Annotated in this window: 13 protein-coding genes; 5 read left to right on the top strand and 8 right to left on the bottom strand. The window is 59.2% G+C overall.

Annotated elements, in window-relative coordinates:
* Positions 1–249: 249 nt before the first annotated feature.
* The 7 genes from ACVWW1_RS35605 to ACVWW1_RS35575 form a co-directional block, all read right to left on the bottom strand.
* Positions 250–1,326: an alpha/beta hydrolase gene (locus ACVWW1_RS35605; RefSeq protein ID WP_456659110.1), complete on the bottom strand. Its 1,077-nt coding sequence runs from the start codon at positions 1,324–1,326 to the stop codon at positions 250–252.
* A gap of 187 nt (positions 1,327–1,513) precedes the next feature.
* Positions 1,514–1,978 (bottom strand): cysteine rich repeat-containing protein, encoded by a 465-nt coding sequence (locus ACVWW1_RS35600; RefSeq protein WP_456659109.1) that lies wholly within the window; start codon positions 1,976–1,978, stop codon positions 1,514–1,516.
* A gap of 88 nt (positions 1,979–2,066) precedes the next feature.
* Positions 2,067–2,549 carry a DUF992 domain-containing protein gene (locus ACVWW1_RS35595; RefSeq protein WP_456659108.1) on the bottom strand — a complete coding sequence of 161 codons (483 nt, stop codon included), beginning with the start codon at positions 2,547–2,549 and terminating at the stop codon, positions 2,067–2,069.
* 170 nt (positions 2,550–2,719) lie between these two features.
* Positions 2,720–3,022 (bottom strand): HdeA/HdeB family chaperone, encoded by a 303-nt coding sequence (locus tag ACVWW1_RS35590; RefSeq protein ID WP_456659107.1) that lies wholly within the window; start codon positions 3,020–3,022, stop codon positions 2,720–2,722.
* Positions 3,023–3,105: 83 nt separating this feature from the next.
* Positions 3,106–3,393 carry a hypothetical protein gene (locus ACVWW1_RS35585; protein ID WP_456659106.1) on the bottom strand — a complete coding sequence of 96 codons (288 nt, stop codon included), beginning with the start codon at positions 3,391–3,393 and terminating at the stop codon, positions 3,106–3,108.
* A 14-nt stretch (positions 3,394–3,407) separates the two neighbouring features.
* Positions 3,408–4,319, bottom strand: a complete 912-nt coding sequence (locus ACVWW1_RS35580; RefSeq protein WP_456659105.1) for a DUF2092 domain-containing protein — start codon at positions 4,317–4,319, stop codon at positions 3,408–3,410.
* Positions 4,255–4,737 (bottom strand): antibiotic biosynthesis monooxygenase, encoded by a 483-nt coding sequence (locus ACVWW1_RS35575; protein ID WP_456659104.1) that lies wholly within the window; start codon positions 4,735–4,737, stop codon positions 4,255–4,257. Before ACVWW1_RS35575 ends, ACVWW1_RS35580 begins: the two co-directional genes overlap by 65 nt.
* A gap of 280 nt (positions 4,738–5,017) precedes the next feature.
* On the opposite strand from ACVWW1_RS35575, the gene ACVWW1_RS35570 reads away from it, so the two are divergent.
* From ACVWW1_RS35570 to ACVWW1_RS35555, 4 genes are all read left to right on the top strand, one after another.
* Positions 5,018–6,751, top strand: coding sequence for an adenylate/guanylate cyclase domain-containing protein (locus tag ACVWW1_RS35570; RefSeq protein ID WP_456659103.1), 1,734 nt, complete (start codon positions 5,018–5,020; stop codon positions 6,749–6,751).
* Positions 6,752–6,821: 70 nt separating this feature from the next.
* A complete protein-coding gene (locus ACVWW1_RS35565; protein ID WP_456659102.1) occupies positions 6,822–8,258 on the top strand; it encodes an arylsulfatase B in 1,437 nt (478 codons plus the stop codon).
* A 312-nt stretch (positions 8,259–8,570) separates the two neighbouring features.
* Positions 8,571–9,791, top strand: coding sequence for a cytochrome c3 family protein (locus ACVWW1_RS35560; protein WP_456659101.1), 1,221 nt, complete (start codon positions 8,571–8,573; stop codon positions 9,789–9,791).
* Complete coding sequence (locus tag ACVWW1_RS35555; RefSeq protein WP_456659100.1) at positions 9,751–10,914, top strand: tetratricopeptide repeat protein; 1,164 nt, start codon at positions 9,751–9,753, stop codon at positions 10,912–10,914. The genes ACVWW1_RS35560 and ACVWW1_RS35555 overlap by 41 nt, the downstream gene beginning before the upstream one ends.
* Positions 10,915–10,985: 71 nt before the next feature.
* Here the strand turns inward: ACVWW1_RS35555 and ACVWW1_RS35550 are convergent, their stop codons facing one another.
* The gene (locus tag ACVWW1_RS35550) at positions 10,986–11,354 is read right to left on the bottom strand and encodes a hypothetical protein (RefSeq protein ID WP_456659099.1); all 369 of its coding nucleotides are present in this window, start codon (positions 11,352–11,354) and stop codon (positions 10,986–10,988) included.
* A gap of 248 nt (positions 11,355–11,602) precedes the next feature.
* Between ACVWW1_RS35550 and ACVWW1_RS35545 the strand changes: the two genes are divergently transcribed.
* Positions 11,603–14,248 carry an arylsulfatase gene (locus ACVWW1_RS35545; protein ID WP_456660756.1) on the top strand — a complete coding sequence of 882 codons (2,646 nt, stop codon included), beginning with the start codon at positions 11,603–11,605 and terminating at the stop codon, positions 14,246–14,248.
* Positions 14,249–14,387 lie beyond the last annotated feature (139 nt).

Raw genomic sequence — 14,387 nt, 5'->3', positions numbered from 1 at the left:
ATGGGCAACGGCACTGAAAGTGCCAGGATCTTAATCGTACAATTCCCTTATTTTACAACAGGATATGACCGAGAGACCAATCGGCGTCGTACCGTGTTCTTACGGGCCAGCTACCCGGGCTTTCCCCAGCTGCCAGCACCGGGTGGCCACAAGCTTTCTGGCGGGACCTTATTGTCCTCCACAACCGCAATATGACCATGCGTCAATTTGTGCGGCTCCATTTGGACGGTCATTCTTTTCGAGTGCCGATCAGTCCGCTCCCCGATCCATACTGATCGACTTGGAATCTGTCATCGGCTGACCATCCCGAAGGCGTTGCTTGAGCATGCCGACTACAGACGTCACATCCGAAAACGCCCGATCATGCGCGTCATCCCCGGCTTTCTTAAGGCTCGTCAGATCAAAGACCTCGATCTGATCCTGCGCAAACTCGGTACGATAGGGGTCTTTCTCCGGATCGACCTCGCCGAGGCGCGCCGATCCGCCCCAAATGGTTTTCGATAGGGCAAGTGCGCTGTCATCCTGAGACACAAACAGCGCAAATCGCGGCCGTTTTGTCCCCATCCTGCGGATCTGGGTACGGAATACGTCGACGTCGACGTCGGGCGCCACCAGCATCACGTTTTTGAGCTTGTCCACGAAGCGGCCGGGGCGGATGTAACGCGACCTAAGCGCTTCCAGCGCGACCCAGTTCCCCATCGAGTGTGCAAGAAGATTGATCTCGCTCACGTTCGGATTGCGGTCCAGAGTCTCGATAAGCTCCTCAAGAGCATCGCGCGAATAATTGGCGCTCTCACGGTCGTAGGTATATGCGCGCAGCTTGAGCTCGCCACGCGATGGCCACGTGAACAGCACAGGAATGCCCGGTGCCCTGGAGTCGTGGACGATCTGAGCAAATCGATAAACCGCATCGTCGAACTTGTTGTTGAAGCCGTGGACGAAGATGAGCACCTTGCCGGGCCGAACCAGCTTCGCGTGCGCCGTGATCGCGCTCATAAATGTCGGCTTGTCGATATAATCCGCCGACACCGTCACAAAGTTGCGGTGTGGATCGCCTGGAATCGACGATGGCCACTGTATCTGACCAACCTCGCGGACGGTGTCCGGCGGTATCGATACCGTAATCGCTGCGTAGGAGACGGCGTCACCGCGATCACCGCTGAACATCTCGCCGTTGTCGACCGCGGAACGTTGACGGGTCGTCGCCACTAGCACTGGTACGCGGGACGCCCCAACGGCAGTATCGGCCACCGGCACAAGCACGCCTTGCGAAGGCCGACCGCTGCAGCCACCAAGCGCAAGCGACAGCACCACCGCTGCATACACTCCAACTAGCTGAGATTGAGCCATTCGTCGCCTATTCCCGGTCCACAAACTTCTTGCGCAGGATGGCCCCCGCTCACGGGAAGCCGCCGTCACCAGACAATCGGCGATAGGATTAGCGAACAACACCGCCGGTATGACCGACTTCCTAGACCCCAAACCAGAAACCAATACTCCGGCCTTCCATCGCCTATTGAGCCGCCATCGCCTCGACCTTTTGAATCGCCTCTGCACAATCCTTCGAGGCCGTCGCTCTATTTTTGATCAGGCATGCCGCTACTCGACCCTGGCCCGGCAAGATCTTCCCGCAGACGCCGGTGATTTCAGCCTTGCAGGCAAGGACGCCGTCTCTTAGAACGTCCGCGGCTGCCTGCGTTCTTTCGGCGGCTTGATCCAGTTCGTACGCGCATTTCGCGCTGATCTTGTCCTCGTGAGCTTGCATGCAGTACATCATGCGACCCTCGCCCGGCGTAACGTCGCGGCAATATTTCCTGATATCGCTGGCGCAAGCGTTCTCGAGCTTCGCCACCCTGACGGTCAGCTTGTCGACAATCGCCTTGCCGATATTGGTCTCTGCTGAAGGGGAGCCCGCCGATAGAACGATCAGCATTGCAATGGCTCCGAACCCGACGAGTGAACGCGCGACGATATTCATGGTCGTCCTTTGATGATTGGCCCTGTACTTGAGTTGGCGACTTCGCCAAATCGTGACGAAGTTGATTGATGCGGCTCGCGGCGCGGGCTCATTGCGCCAGTGCAAGCGTGAGTCCCGAAACTCCAAGTGACAGGTTGACCCCGACCGATCCCTCGACCGAGAGCGGCTGCAGCGCAATCGAACGGTTGGATCCACCGAACAGCGCGTTGGCGCCAACGCCGACGCCAAGACCGACGGAGCCGCTCGCGCCCACATACTTGCCCACCAGTTTTCCGCGCATCGTGCCCGCGTTGGGTGCGACGACGCCCCACGCCATGGCCCCACCAGCGGTGATACCCAAGTCGAGACCAATCGAGTTTATGACACCGACATAGAGTTCAGGAGGATAAGGTCCGTTCGGGATGAAACGGCAGGACATTCTCTGCGTTGATCCGATGATCAGGCCGATTGAAGGCGCCAGCTTGCAATTCAACATGCCGGCCGCCGTGCCCTGCGGCGCCTGGGCTGCCGCTGGTCCGATCCAGGCGATGGCGAGCACGCCGAATAGCAGCGCGATCCGATACTTGAACATTTCTACCTGCCTCGAGTACTTCATTGCGGTGAGCGCCGCCAACTGATGTCGACGGCAAGTGCTTGCATTCACTCGCTTGCCCGCCCCCACTATGGGACAGCGAAATTTCGCCGGCACAATTGTTGCGATCGACGCGACCTCATTGGTTCTTTTCTTCCTTCAGCATAACGTCAATCGCTTGGATGACCTTCTTGCCCGGATTTCGCCTTGCAGTAGACGATCACATTGTGAATTCCGGCCTTGGTACGCGGGACGTTGATCGCGTGCTTTTTTGCCAAGCCGTTGTACCAGCCGCTGTACCAAACCCCCAGAAAGTCGGCATCTTCCTGATACGTGCCCGCCAACTGCGCGCATGTCAGCTCCTGGACATCAATGTACCCGTTCGCGTTCGCATAGTCCTTCAGCTCGACCTGAGCATGAGCAATCGAAGTGACGCCGGTGAGGACCATTGCGAGAATGAAAAGACGACGCATGAACTTCCCTCCTTGCTTGTAGCGTGCAGTATGGCTCGCACTCAAACAAACTGCCTGCTGCCTCTTGATCTCGAAAGAGCGCACTAACATCTGGTGTAGATGCGGCCATAGACGTCGACGGCCTGCACGCAAGCCGGGGCAACAACGACCGGCTCCGGCGCGACAACGACTGCGCCGCCAACCACGGCTCCGGCGGCGACAGCCCTCCGCGTCGTTCGGCGCGCAACACCGGCGTAGCTCACCGGCGTCAGGGGGCGTCCGATGACCGCGTTAGCTTGCCTCACAAATGAAGCTGAGCCAGTAATCGAGCCGGGCTCGCCGATCAGCAAACCGACGAAGCCGGCAATCAGTGCAAACAGCAGACGCATCATCAACTTTCCTCTCATCACTTTGCTCCCGCTAGTCTTCCGGGCGGCACTTCATCAGTCTCCGACAAACCGCTCAGATCGACTTGCTTGGCGCCTGCCGGCGGTTTGAACGAAAACATATCGGCTGGAGGCTGTGTATTCGATTTCCAACCCGAGATCCGCAACGTGTATTGCGGGGCCCCCGCCATCGTCTTGCTGGTGATGACATATTTGTGCGGGATCGGCTTCGGGCCGACTTCAACCCAGATCTGCCAGTCCGTCTCCGAGCTGCGGAACGCCAGATGCTCGCATTCGATACCATCGATAACACCCCGCCCAATGTGCTGCGCGTCGATGACATCGGCAGTCAATCCCTCGAAGGAGTGGCTGAACAGGAGATCCGCGCCGGGCGCGTCAACGCCGAGTTCGCTACGGAGCTTGTCAATGAATTGATCGATCGTACCCTGGAGGTCCTTGCTCGCGAACGCATTGATATTGTTCCCATAGACCGTGGCCCGCTTTCCGTCGAAATACACATCGACGTCCGCATATCCACCATGCCGCGTCACATGCAACTTGTCCGGGCGATCCAGCAGAACCTGTCCTGAACTGGCGAACTGCAATTTCTGCAGTTGCGGCGTGATCACCTCGATGTCTGAATCATACAGCAATGCGACCGACTGCTGAGCGTCGATATAGCTGGACATGCCCTTGAGGATTGCCATCGCGTCATCGCCGCTCCCGGCGTGCGCGAGCGATTGCGCTATCGTTGCCAGCCCAACTGCAATGGCTACGCCAGTCAGACAAGTTCTGGATCTGCGCCGAACTTCTAAAATGCCCATGGCTTTGTCCTTGCTGTTCTTCAACGCTTTTCTGCCTGCAGTTTCACGTTTCACGCTGCCCTCGCGGCTCTTGCTCCCCAAGAACAGAATGATGCAGCGCCAAGGCATCGACACCCTCCTCCCGCTCGGTGGTGTCGATCCAGATTTCAGGCCGTTCACCCGACAGTTCGATCGCTCCAACAATCGTATTGAGCTTTGTCGCATCGAGATTTCGTTCGAACTCCTCACGCGATTCCCATTCCTCGATGAGAATAAGCGCCCTGCGCTTATCGAGATCGGTGAAGAGACGCGCAGAGCGGCACCCTGGCGCTACCCGTGTCGGCTCCAGGACTGATCCCAGCGTGCGCAGCAACGCGGCTCGCACTCGGTCCGGCGCCATGATCTCCAAAGAAAACACAATCAAGGGCTCTTCTTTCCCATCCGAAGTGCTGCGATCGTCAGCTTCCTGCGCTCGCAAGAAATGGGCCAACCGCTGGAAGGTGTCGGCGGTGTGGAAATAATCTGCGAAATCAGATCGGTATCTCATGCGGTACTGTCGTTGATTTGATCGCATTGGCGCACTGGCTCCGAAATGTCGGAGATCATCCGAAATGTCGTAGTTTGGCCCACGTTTGAACCAGCGGAACGAAATCCGCCCGTAGATAACCCGACTTGACGCGGATCAATGGCGCGCAGCTGATGCCGATCGAACATGCCCTTCGGCGACGCGGTGACTCTTTACCCTCCGCGCGTGCACAGACGTCTTCGGAGGAAGTGCCATTTCCAGCACACTCACACTTCAGCAGATCAAGACCTTCTCCGGGTCGATGATCAAACGATCGATCAGGCGACGCATCGTTGCGATTGCTGTCGGATTAATTGTCCTCATGATCACGACGTCCATTCTATCGATAGTAATGGTTGGGCGCGTCGGCCATCTGCTGGACGAACTGACCGACCGGTACATCCCCGCCAACACGCACCTGACGCGGATCAACATCCTGTCGCTCGAGCGGTCCCTTGCGCTTCGTCGCATGGTAATCGCGAAGATGCAGGATCCTCCCGATGAGCTCGGATACAAGACGCGAAAACAGCTGTATGAGGCGAAGGACGCGGAGGTCGATACAGAAGCTGACGCCGCACACAAGCTCATCAGTGCCGTGATCGACGACACCAGTACGCCCTCTGACAATACCGCGCTGGCGCGCATCGATAGCCGGATCGACAGCCTCGTGGGCGAATTCCGTCATCATTTGAGGCAGGAGTCGGGAGAGCTGCTCGCTGCGCTCGATGCAAGGGACTTCGCAGCAGCTCGGCGCAGCCTTGGCCGGACCGACACATTGCGCGATGAATACACCGAAAAAGTCGAGGCCATTCGCGCCGAGATGCTGAAGGTGAGCTATGGCGCCGTTGCGACAATCCGGTCAGAGCAGACTCGAGCCGTGCAGACCTCGGCGATCGTGACCGCGCTCGCCGCAATCGTCGGATTGATTTTTGCCAACCTTGTCAGTGGTGGCATCATTCGGTCCGTCAGAAAACTGCTGGACGGTACGCGGGCGGTCGAGGCAGGTCACCTCGAACAATCCATCGATGTGCGGACGACCGACGAAATCGGGCAGCTGGCGGCGGCGTTCAACCGGATGGTCGAGCAACTGCGCACCAACCAGCGTGTCAGGGAAACCTTTGGCAAATACGTTGACCCCCGCGTCGTGGAGGGGCTGATAGAGCGGCCGAACCTGACGGCGGCAGAAGGCCAGCGCAGGGTGATGACGGTCCTGTTTTGCGATCTGAGGGGCTTTACCAGCCTAGGTGAGGGCATGACCCCGCAAGGCCTGGTCAAGGTCATGAACCGTTACCTTTCGATCATGTCCGAACCGATCCGGACCAACCGTGGGATTATCGATAAATATATCGGCGATGGCATCATGGCCTACTGGGGCCCTCCTTTTGTTGATGATGCGGACCACGCGCTCTTCGCGTGTCTTGCCGCCGTTGAAATGATCGATCGCATCGCAACACTGCGTCGGGAAATTCCCGAATTGTTGGGCGTTCTCGGCACCCCAATGGAGACGTGCGATCTAAGGATCGGTATCGCGACTGGCGAAGCGCTGGTCGGCAGCATCGGGTCCGACGTCATGATGAGCTATACGGTCATGGGAGATGTCGTAAATTTCGCATCGCGGCTCGAGGGCGCGAATAAGGTGTACGGCACCCGCAATCTGGCTTCTGAGAGAACGATTGCCGCGGCGGCCGCCGCGCTTGAGGTCCGGGAGATCGATCGTGTCGTGGTTGCAGGCCACACCCGCTTCGAAGTCGTTTTTGAAATCCTTGGATCGAAGGGCAAGCTCCTCCCGCAACAACTTGCGTTGCGGGACAGCTATCTTGAGGGGCTTGCGGCCTACCGCGAGCAGCGATGGGATGACGCGCTCGCAAAATTTGGTGCAGCGCTCGAGGCTATGCCGGGCGACGGACCATCGATCACTATGCTCAAACGTACCAAAGACCTGAAGGCAAGCCCGCCAGCTCCGGGCTGGGATGGCTCATGGCACATTGAGAAATAGCGCGCTTTTCAACCCATTGTCGCGATCGGCGGATATGTCTATTGCACAAGGACGATTAGATATGAGATCGATGACAAGGTCCGGATGCATTTGGGTCCTCCTGATTCTGTTCGGCTGGCTTGTCACCGCGTTTTCGGCCGTTGCACAGCCGAGCGATCCGCAGCCCAACATCATCTACATCCTGGCTGATGACCTGGGCTGGGCCGATGTCGGCTTTCACGGGTCCGACATCAAGACGCCAAATATCGACAAGCTGGCTCAGACCGGAGCAAGGCTTGAGCAATTCTACGTACAGCCAATGTGTACCCCAACGCGCGCGGCGCTGATGACGGGCCGCTATCCATTGCGCTATGGGCTGCAAACCTTGGTCATCCCCGCTTCAATGTCCTACGGTTTACCGACGGACGAGTGGCTGCTCCCTCAGGCGCTCAAGGAGGCGGGCTATGCGACCGCGATCCTCGGCAAATGGCACCTCGGGCACGCGAAACGCGAATACTGGCCCAAACAACGCGGATTCGACTACCAATACGGCGCGCAACTCGGTGAAATTGACTATTTCACCCACTCCGTAGGCGGGAAACTGGATTGGTATCGAGACAACAAGCCTATCAGTGAAAAAGGCTACGTAACGATCTTACTGGGTGACGACGCTGTTCGTTACATCAGTGCACAGAGTTCCAAAAAGCCATTCTTCATGTACCTGGCCTTCACCGCGCCGCACACGCCGTACCAGGTACCACAGGAATACACCGACAAGTACAAGCAGATCACCGATCCGAACCGCCGCACGTATGCCGCAATGATCACGGCGATGGACGAACAGATCGGCAGAGTCGTGCAAACACTGGAGAAACGTGGGCTGCGACAGAATACGCTGATCATCTTTCACAGTGACAATGGTGGCAATCAGTCAGCCCATTTGGCCGGTGAAACCGAGGTGAAGGGACCGCTGCCGGCCAACAACGGGCCCTATCGTGGAGGCAAGGGAGACCTGTACGAGGGAGGCACCCGCGTTACCTCTCTCATGAACTGGCCAGGTCGGATCAAACCCGGGACTGTCGTAGACCAAATGATCCACGTCGTGGATTACTATCCGACGTTGGCAAAGCTGGCGGGCGCAAGCCTCAGCAAGACAAAGCCGCTTGATGGACACGACATGTGGCCGACCATCAGCGAGGGCAAAGCGTCGCCCCGAAACGAGGTCATCTACAATATCGAGATGTACCGTGGTGCAGTTCGCAAGGGAGATTGGAAGCTTGTGTGGCGAACGACATTGCCCTCCAAGATCGAGCTGTTTAATTTGGCCCAAGACCCGTATGAGAAGGTCAATCTCGCCAGCACAAATCCGGAAAGGGTTCTCGAACTCCAGAAGCGAATTGATGGCCTGGCGGGCGAAATGTCGAAATCGCTTTTGCTTAACGAGGTATTCAAAGGCGTAACCAAGGGGCTGACCGGCAAACCTCCGGTGCTGCCCGATGAAGATGCCTATTTCGAACAGGCTGATTGATCGCTGCTGCTCTTCCCAGTCGGGTGATCACCCAGGCTCGCCAACTGGCAAATCCCGGCTCGTCGGACTACCTATTCCCAGGGAGTCCGACTTGCACTTCCCAACGCATCGGCCGATGATCGATTGCCCAATCCTGATCGTGGCATCGCGATCTCAACGCTGAGGGTGTGATTGGCACGCAAGCGACGCAAGCCCGACACCAACAAGGGATCGCGAAACGCTCCGACCGGAGGGGGATCTCGGGCCACCGCGTCGCCGGACCCTGCTGACGCACGATCGAAAGCGGCCCGTTCCTCGAAGCGCACAATCTGGATGGCGACCGCGTTCGCGGCGACGATCCTCCTCGTTTTCGGTCTCGCGCTTCATTTCCTGAATGCCGGCGGACAAGCCTCGATCGCGCAGGACTATTCCGCCGCAACCTTCGTCGGCAGCGAAACCTGCGCGGGGTGCCATCAGACCGAAGCCAAGCTCTGGAACGTCTCGCAGCACAAGATTGCGATGCAGCATGCCACCGAGAAGACTGTGCTCGGCAACTTCAACGACGCCAGCTTCGACCACTATGACGTGCACTCCCGCTTCTTCCGCAAGGACGGAAAATTCCTGGTCGAGACCGACGGACCGGACGGTCAACTCACCGTCTATGAGGTGAAATACACCTTCGGCGTCGATCCATTGCAGCAATATCTGGTGGAATTCCCCGATGGCCGCATCCAGGCGCTTTCGATCGCCTGGGACAGCCGTCCGCAAGACCGAGGCGGCCAGCGCTGGTTTCACATCTATCCCAATGAGGAAATCAAGCATGACGATGTCCTGCACTGGACTAAGCTGAACCAGAACTGGAACTTCATGTGCGCGGAGTGCCACTCCACGGGCGTGCGCAAGAATTACGACGCCAAGGCAGATCACTTCGCCACAAGCTGGGCGGAGATCAGCGTCGGCTGCGAGGCCTGCCACGGCCAGGGATCGCGTCACGCCGCCTGGGCACGTGAACAACAAAGCTGGTGGCCGTTCGGCAAGCGCGTGGATCCGGGCAAGGGGTTACTCGCACTGCTGGACGAGCGTCACGGCGTTACCTGGCCGATCGATCCGCAAACCGGGATCGGCAGGCGGAGCGTCGCGCCGGCCACCCTACGCAAGGAGGTCGAGACCTGCGGACTGTGTCATGCACGGCGCGCCTCCTTTCACGAGGACTGGATGCCTGGCCAGTGGCTTTCGCAGACCCATGTGGTCGAGCCACTCGCGCGCAATACTTACCATTCGGATGGCCAGATCCGCGACGTCGAAGAACCGTATAATTATACGCCGTTCAAACAGGGCAAGATGTTTGCCGCAGGCGTCACCTGCAGCGATTGCCACGAGCCGCACAGCGCAAAGCTGCGAGCCCCGGGCGAAGGCGTCTGCCTGCAATGTCACGCCCCGGACAAGTACGCCGATGTGAAGCATCGCCATCATGGCAACTCCGGGACGGAGCCGACCTGCATCTCGTGCCAATATGCAGACCCGCACCTACATGGTCGTCGATCCCCGCCATGACCACACCTTCCGCGTCCCTCGCCCCGATCTTTCCCTGACGCTTGGTACGCCCAACGCATGCAATGATTGTCATCGCGACAAGCCGGCCCAGTGGGCCGCCTCGGCCGTCGAGCAGTGGTTCGGCCCCAACCGAAGAGGATATCAGACCTTTGGAGCGGCATTCCAAGCGGCACGCACCGATCAGGCCGATGCAGCAGCCCTTCTCGGCATCATTGCCGCGGACAAAAATGCACCGGTGGTCGCGCGCGCCAGCGCGCTGAGCGAACTGGGCCCATGGGTCTCGCCCGCAAATGTCAATTTCGCCCGGAGCGGGCTCTCCGATCCCGACCCCATGGTGCGGATCGGAGCCCTCGACATGCTGACAAACGTGCCAGCGCCCCAGATCTGGCCATTGGTGTCTCCCCTTCTGGCTGATCCCGTGCGCGGCGTCCGGATCAGGGCAGTCGCGCTGCTTGCCAACGTCCCTGTCGCGAGGCAGCCGCAAGGCGATCGTACGCACTTCGATCAGGCGGCAGCCGACTTCGTCGCCGCGCAACTCGCCAACGCCGAGAGGCCGGAGGCGCGGACCACGCTGGCGAACTTCCTGGCGCAGCGCGGACAGTCGGCCGAGGCTGAGGCCGAATACAAGGCAGCCTTACGGCTTAGCCCGCTGTACACGACCGCCGCTATCAACCTTGTCGACCTCTATCGGCAACTTGGCAGGGACAAGGACGGTGAAGCCGTGCTGCGCTCAGCGATCGTAGTGGCTCCGCGCGACGCCGCAGTTCACTACGCGCTTGGGCTGACCCTGACACGGCTGAAGCGCACCGACGAAGCCCTCGCCGCATTTCAGAGGGCTACCGAGTTGGAGCCGGCCAGCTCGCAATATGCCTATGTCCATGCCGTCGCACTCCATTCGAGCGGTCGAGCCGGGGAAGCCGTGGCAGTTCTGACCGAGGCCTTGAAAAGCCATCCCAACGATCGCAGTATCCTTTCCGCGCTCGTTGCATTCAACCGTACGGACGGCAATGCCGCAGCCGCGCTGACCTATGCGCAGCGCCTTGCCGCCATCACACCGGGCGATCCCAATTTGACGAAGCTTATTGACGAGCTTCGGGAAGCGGCCAAGCCCCCGGCCCGATGACCATCGCGGGTTGATTGCAATCCCGGATCATCATGAGGGGCTGGGCCGGGACATCGCGGCCGGGACTGGATCTAGTTGTTGCGGTTCTTGCTGGCACCTTTGAGCTTGGGCCCGGAAGAAGGGGATTTCACCCAATCTGCCATCTGCATGCAGATCAGCAAGTCGACGTAACTGTCGTTTCCGCCCGCCGTAGCCTCGCCTTCGCATCTGTTTCTCAGCTCAGTGGAATTCGCAAGCCAGACGGTGGTGAGTTGCTGCTGCGCGGCATTCTCGTCGCGCATGCAATCGTCAAAGCTCTGGGCCAAGTCCAGCCCCATCGCCTTGTCGGTTGCTACCGTGGCCTTGCACGTCGCTTCGACGTTGAGTTGCGGCACGCGATCACTGACAGGGGTCACCAATTGACTTCCAATCATTGCCATCGATAGCAGCGCGATCTTCATTGGGAAGCTCCTTGTGAACGACCCGTTGCGAATTTGCACTTCGACGAGAAGTGGCCTGTGGCGAGATGATCAACGTCCCACCGACATGATTTAAAAGCCGCGATCACCGACAAACGATTGATATGGATCAATCGCGAGCCGCCGCGACAGGTAATCATTGCAGTTTATGGCGCGGAATGAGTTAGCGCCTCGTGTTGCCCGCCATCAAGCAGCTTCAGTTTGGGACTTTGGGACCAGGGAGTGTCGCCATGAGAGCGTACTTGTCAGCTTTGGTTGTCTCAAGCGCGACCTTGCTGGCTTCGGCTTCGGCGCCGGCTCAGCAGGTCAACGGCACCCTGGGCTCGCCCGGTGCGACGACGACCATCACGGGCCAGCAGCTCCCGCCACCCGATCCGAAATTCGGAGGCGTAATCAAGGACGGCGCGCTGCAATCCAAGCCTTGGTGGCCGCCACGCGTGGCGCCACCCCGAGGCGCGCCGAACGTGTTGCTGATCATCACCGACGATGCGGGCTTTGGCGTACCGTCCACCTTTGGCGGCGTAATTCCCACGCCAACCATGGATCGCATCGCCAACAGCGGCCTGCGCTACAACCGCGTTTTCTCCACGGCGCTATGCTCGCCGACACGCGCAGCGCTGATCACCGGGCGCAACCACCATTCGGCCGGCTTTGGCGTCATCTCGGAACAGGCGACCGGCTTTCCCGGGTACAACAGCATCATAGCCAAGGATAAGGCCACGATCGGGCGTATCCTGCTCGACAATGGCTACTCGACCTCGTGGTTCGGCAAGGACCACAACACGCCGGCCTTCGCGGCCAGCCAGGTCGGACCGTTTGATCAGTGGCCGACCGGCATGGGCTTCGAATATTTCTACGGGTTCGTCGGCGGTGACGCCAATCAGTGGGAGCCGAACCTGTTCCGCAACACAACGCAGATCTACCCGTTCCTGGGCAAGGAGCCGGGGACCTGGAATCTCGTCACGGCGATGGCCGACGACGCGATTGACTGGATGACGCGGGTGCACCAGACCGACCCGAGCAAGCCAGTCCTCATCAAATACGCGCCAGGCGCCACGCATGCACCGCATCACCCTACGAAGGAGTGGGTGGACAAGATCAGCAAGCTGCACTTGTTCGACGAAGGCTGGAACAAGGTGCGCGATCGGATCTTCGAGAACCAGAAGCGGCTCGGCGTGATCCCGATGGACACCAAGCTGTCGCCCTGGCCAAAAGATATCCTGAAGGAGTGGGATCAACTGACAGCAGACGAAAAGAAGCTCTATATCCGCCAGGCCGAGGTCTTTGCCGCCTTCGCCGCCTATAGCGATCATGAGATCGGGCGCGTAATCCAGGCCTTCGAGGACTTGGGCAAGCTTGACAACACGCTGATCATCTACATCAACGGCGACAACGGCACGAGTGCCGAAGGCGGCCCGCTTGGCACGCCGAACGAGGTGGCTTTCTTCAACGGCGTGTCGGTGCCCGTCGATGTCCAATTGGCCAAGTATTACGACGTGTGGGGAACCGAGCAGACCTACAATCACATGTCGGCCGGCTGGTCGTGGGCTTTCGATGCACCGTTCTCCTGGTTCAAGCAGAATGCATCGCAGCTTGGCGGCACCAACCAGAACATGGTCGTGTCATGGCCGGCACGCATCAAGGACAAGGGCGGCTTGCGCGAGCAGTTCATTCACGTAATCGACGTGGTGCCCACGATCCTCGAAGCCGCTGGCATCCGCGCACCGGAGACGGTGGACGGTATCAAGCAGGCGCCGATCGAGGGCACAAGTTTCGCCTACACCTTCGACAAGGCAAACGCCAAAGTGTCGACGCGGCACAAGACGCAATACTTCGAGATGATGGGCCAGTGGGCGTTGTATAACGAGGGCTGGTTCCTCAGCACCAAGGTCAATCGCGCGCCTTGGGAGGCTTTCGGACCGGCGAACCCCGATCCGCTGAACAACCAAGTGCTTCAGCTCTATAACCTGACCCAGGATTTCAGCCAAACCGAGGATCTTGCGGCGAAGAATCCGCAGAAGGTCAAAGAGCTGAAGGAGATGTTCGTCGCCGAGGCCAGGAAGTACCACGTCTTCCCGATGGACGCGTCGGTTGCTGCACGGGTGATCGCGCCGCGCCCGAACATCACCGCCGGCCGCTCAGAGTTCGTCTATACGCGACCAATGACCGGCCTCCCGCAGGGCGACTCTCCGCTGCTGCTGGATACCTCGTACACAATCACCGCCGACATCGAGGTACCGGCCGAAGGCGCGGAGGGCATGATCCTGACATCGGGAGGACGCTTTGCCGGCTACGGATTCTATCTGCTGAAAAACAAGCCCGTGTTCCTGTGGAACCTGCTCGACCTCCAGCGGATCAAGTGGGAAGGGACCGAAGCGCTTTCGCCTGGCCGGCATACGATCGCGTTCGACTTCAAGTACGAAGGCACCGGAGTCGGCACGCTTGCTTACAACAGCTTCAGCGGCCTTGCCCAGCCCGGCACGGGCACATTGTTGGTCGACGGCAAGCAGGTTGATACGAAGCGGATGCCGAAGACACTGCCGATGATTCTGCAGTGGGACGAGAGCTTCGACATCGGTTCGGATACGCTGACCGGCGTCAATGACTCCGACTACAAACCGCCATTCCCGCTGACCGCCAAACTTAACAAGCTGACGGTCAAAGTTGATCGTCCGCAGTTGTCGCCCGACGATATCAAGAAACTGCAAGCAGCGATGCAGGCAGCGAGCGACGGACCGGTTGGAGAGGATCTCGATTTGGTCCAAAAGATCGAGATGCGGATCGACCAGAGAGAAGGTTGCCGCAAGCAGGCAGACGTGAAGGGGCTTGGTCCCATCGAACGCATCGGATTCGTGCGCAACTGTATGAAGCAATGACCATGCGGTAAGCGGAGGGGCCCCTCTCAAGGGGTCCCTGCCAAATGGCCCACGCTACATATTTCTGCACCGGCAAGATTTCGACAATAGCGATTGAACCGCAGGACGACACGGAGAAGGCCGTGCAAGGACGGAAGGC

This window comes from Bradyrhizobium sp. JR3.5 (genome assembly GCF_054057015.1).
The sequence above is the reverse complement of the archived record's forward strand: the minus strand, read 5'-3'. Positions and strand labels throughout refer to the sequence as shown.

Excerpts from the sequence above, each read along its gene's own strand:
- ACVWW1_RS35600 (WP_456659109.1), bottom strand. The coding sequence starts at position 1,978 with ATGAATATCGTCGCGCGTTCACTCGTCGGGTTCGGAGCCATTGCAATG.
- ACVWW1_RS35595 (WP_456659108.1), bottom strand. The coding sequence starts at position 2,549 with ATGTTCAAGTATCGGATCGCGCTGCTATTCGGCGTGCTCGCCATCGCC.
- ACVWW1_RS35590 (WP_456659107.1), bottom strand. The coding sequence starts at position 3,022 with ATGCGTCGTCTTTTCATTCTCGCAATGGTCCTCACCGGCGTCACTTCG.
- ACVWW1_RS35585 (WP_456659106.1), bottom strand. The coding sequence starts at position 3,393 with ATGATGCGTCTGCTGTTTGCACTGATTGCCGGCTTCGTCGGTTTGCTG.
- ACVWW1_RS35580 (WP_456659105.1), bottom strand. The coding sequence starts at position 4,319 with ATGCCTTGGCGCTGCATCATTCTGTTCTTGGGGAGCAAGAGCCGCGAG.
- ACVWW1_RS35575 (WP_456659104.1), bottom strand. The coding sequence starts at position 4,737 with ATGAGATACCGATCTGATTTCGCAGATTATTTCCACACCGCCGACACC.
- ACVWW1_RS35570 (WP_456659103.1), top strand. The coding sequence starts at position 5,018 with ATGATCAAACGATCGATCAGGCGACGCATCGTTGCGATTGCTGTCGGA.
- ACVWW1_RS35565 (WP_456659102.1), top strand. The coding sequence starts at position 6,822 with ATGACAAGGTCCGGATGCATTTGGGTCCTCCTGATTCTGTTCGGCTGG.
- ACVWW1_RS35560 (WP_456659101.1), top strand. The coding sequence starts at position 8,571 with ATGGCGACCGCGTTCGCGGCGACGATCCTCCTCGTTTTCGGTCTCGCG.
- ACVWW1_RS35555 (WP_456659100.1), top strand. The coding sequence starts at position 9,751 with ATGCAGACCCGCACCTACATGGTCGTCGATCCCCGCCATGACCACACC.
- ACVWW1_RS35550 (WP_456659099.1), bottom strand. The coding sequence starts at position 11,354 with ATGAAGATCGCGCTGCTATCGATGGCAATGATTGGAAGTCAATTGGTG.
- ACVWW1_RS35545 (WP_456660756.1), top strand. The coding sequence starts at position 11,603 with ATGAGAGCGTACTTGTCAGCTTTGGTTGTCTCAAGCGCGACCTTGCTG.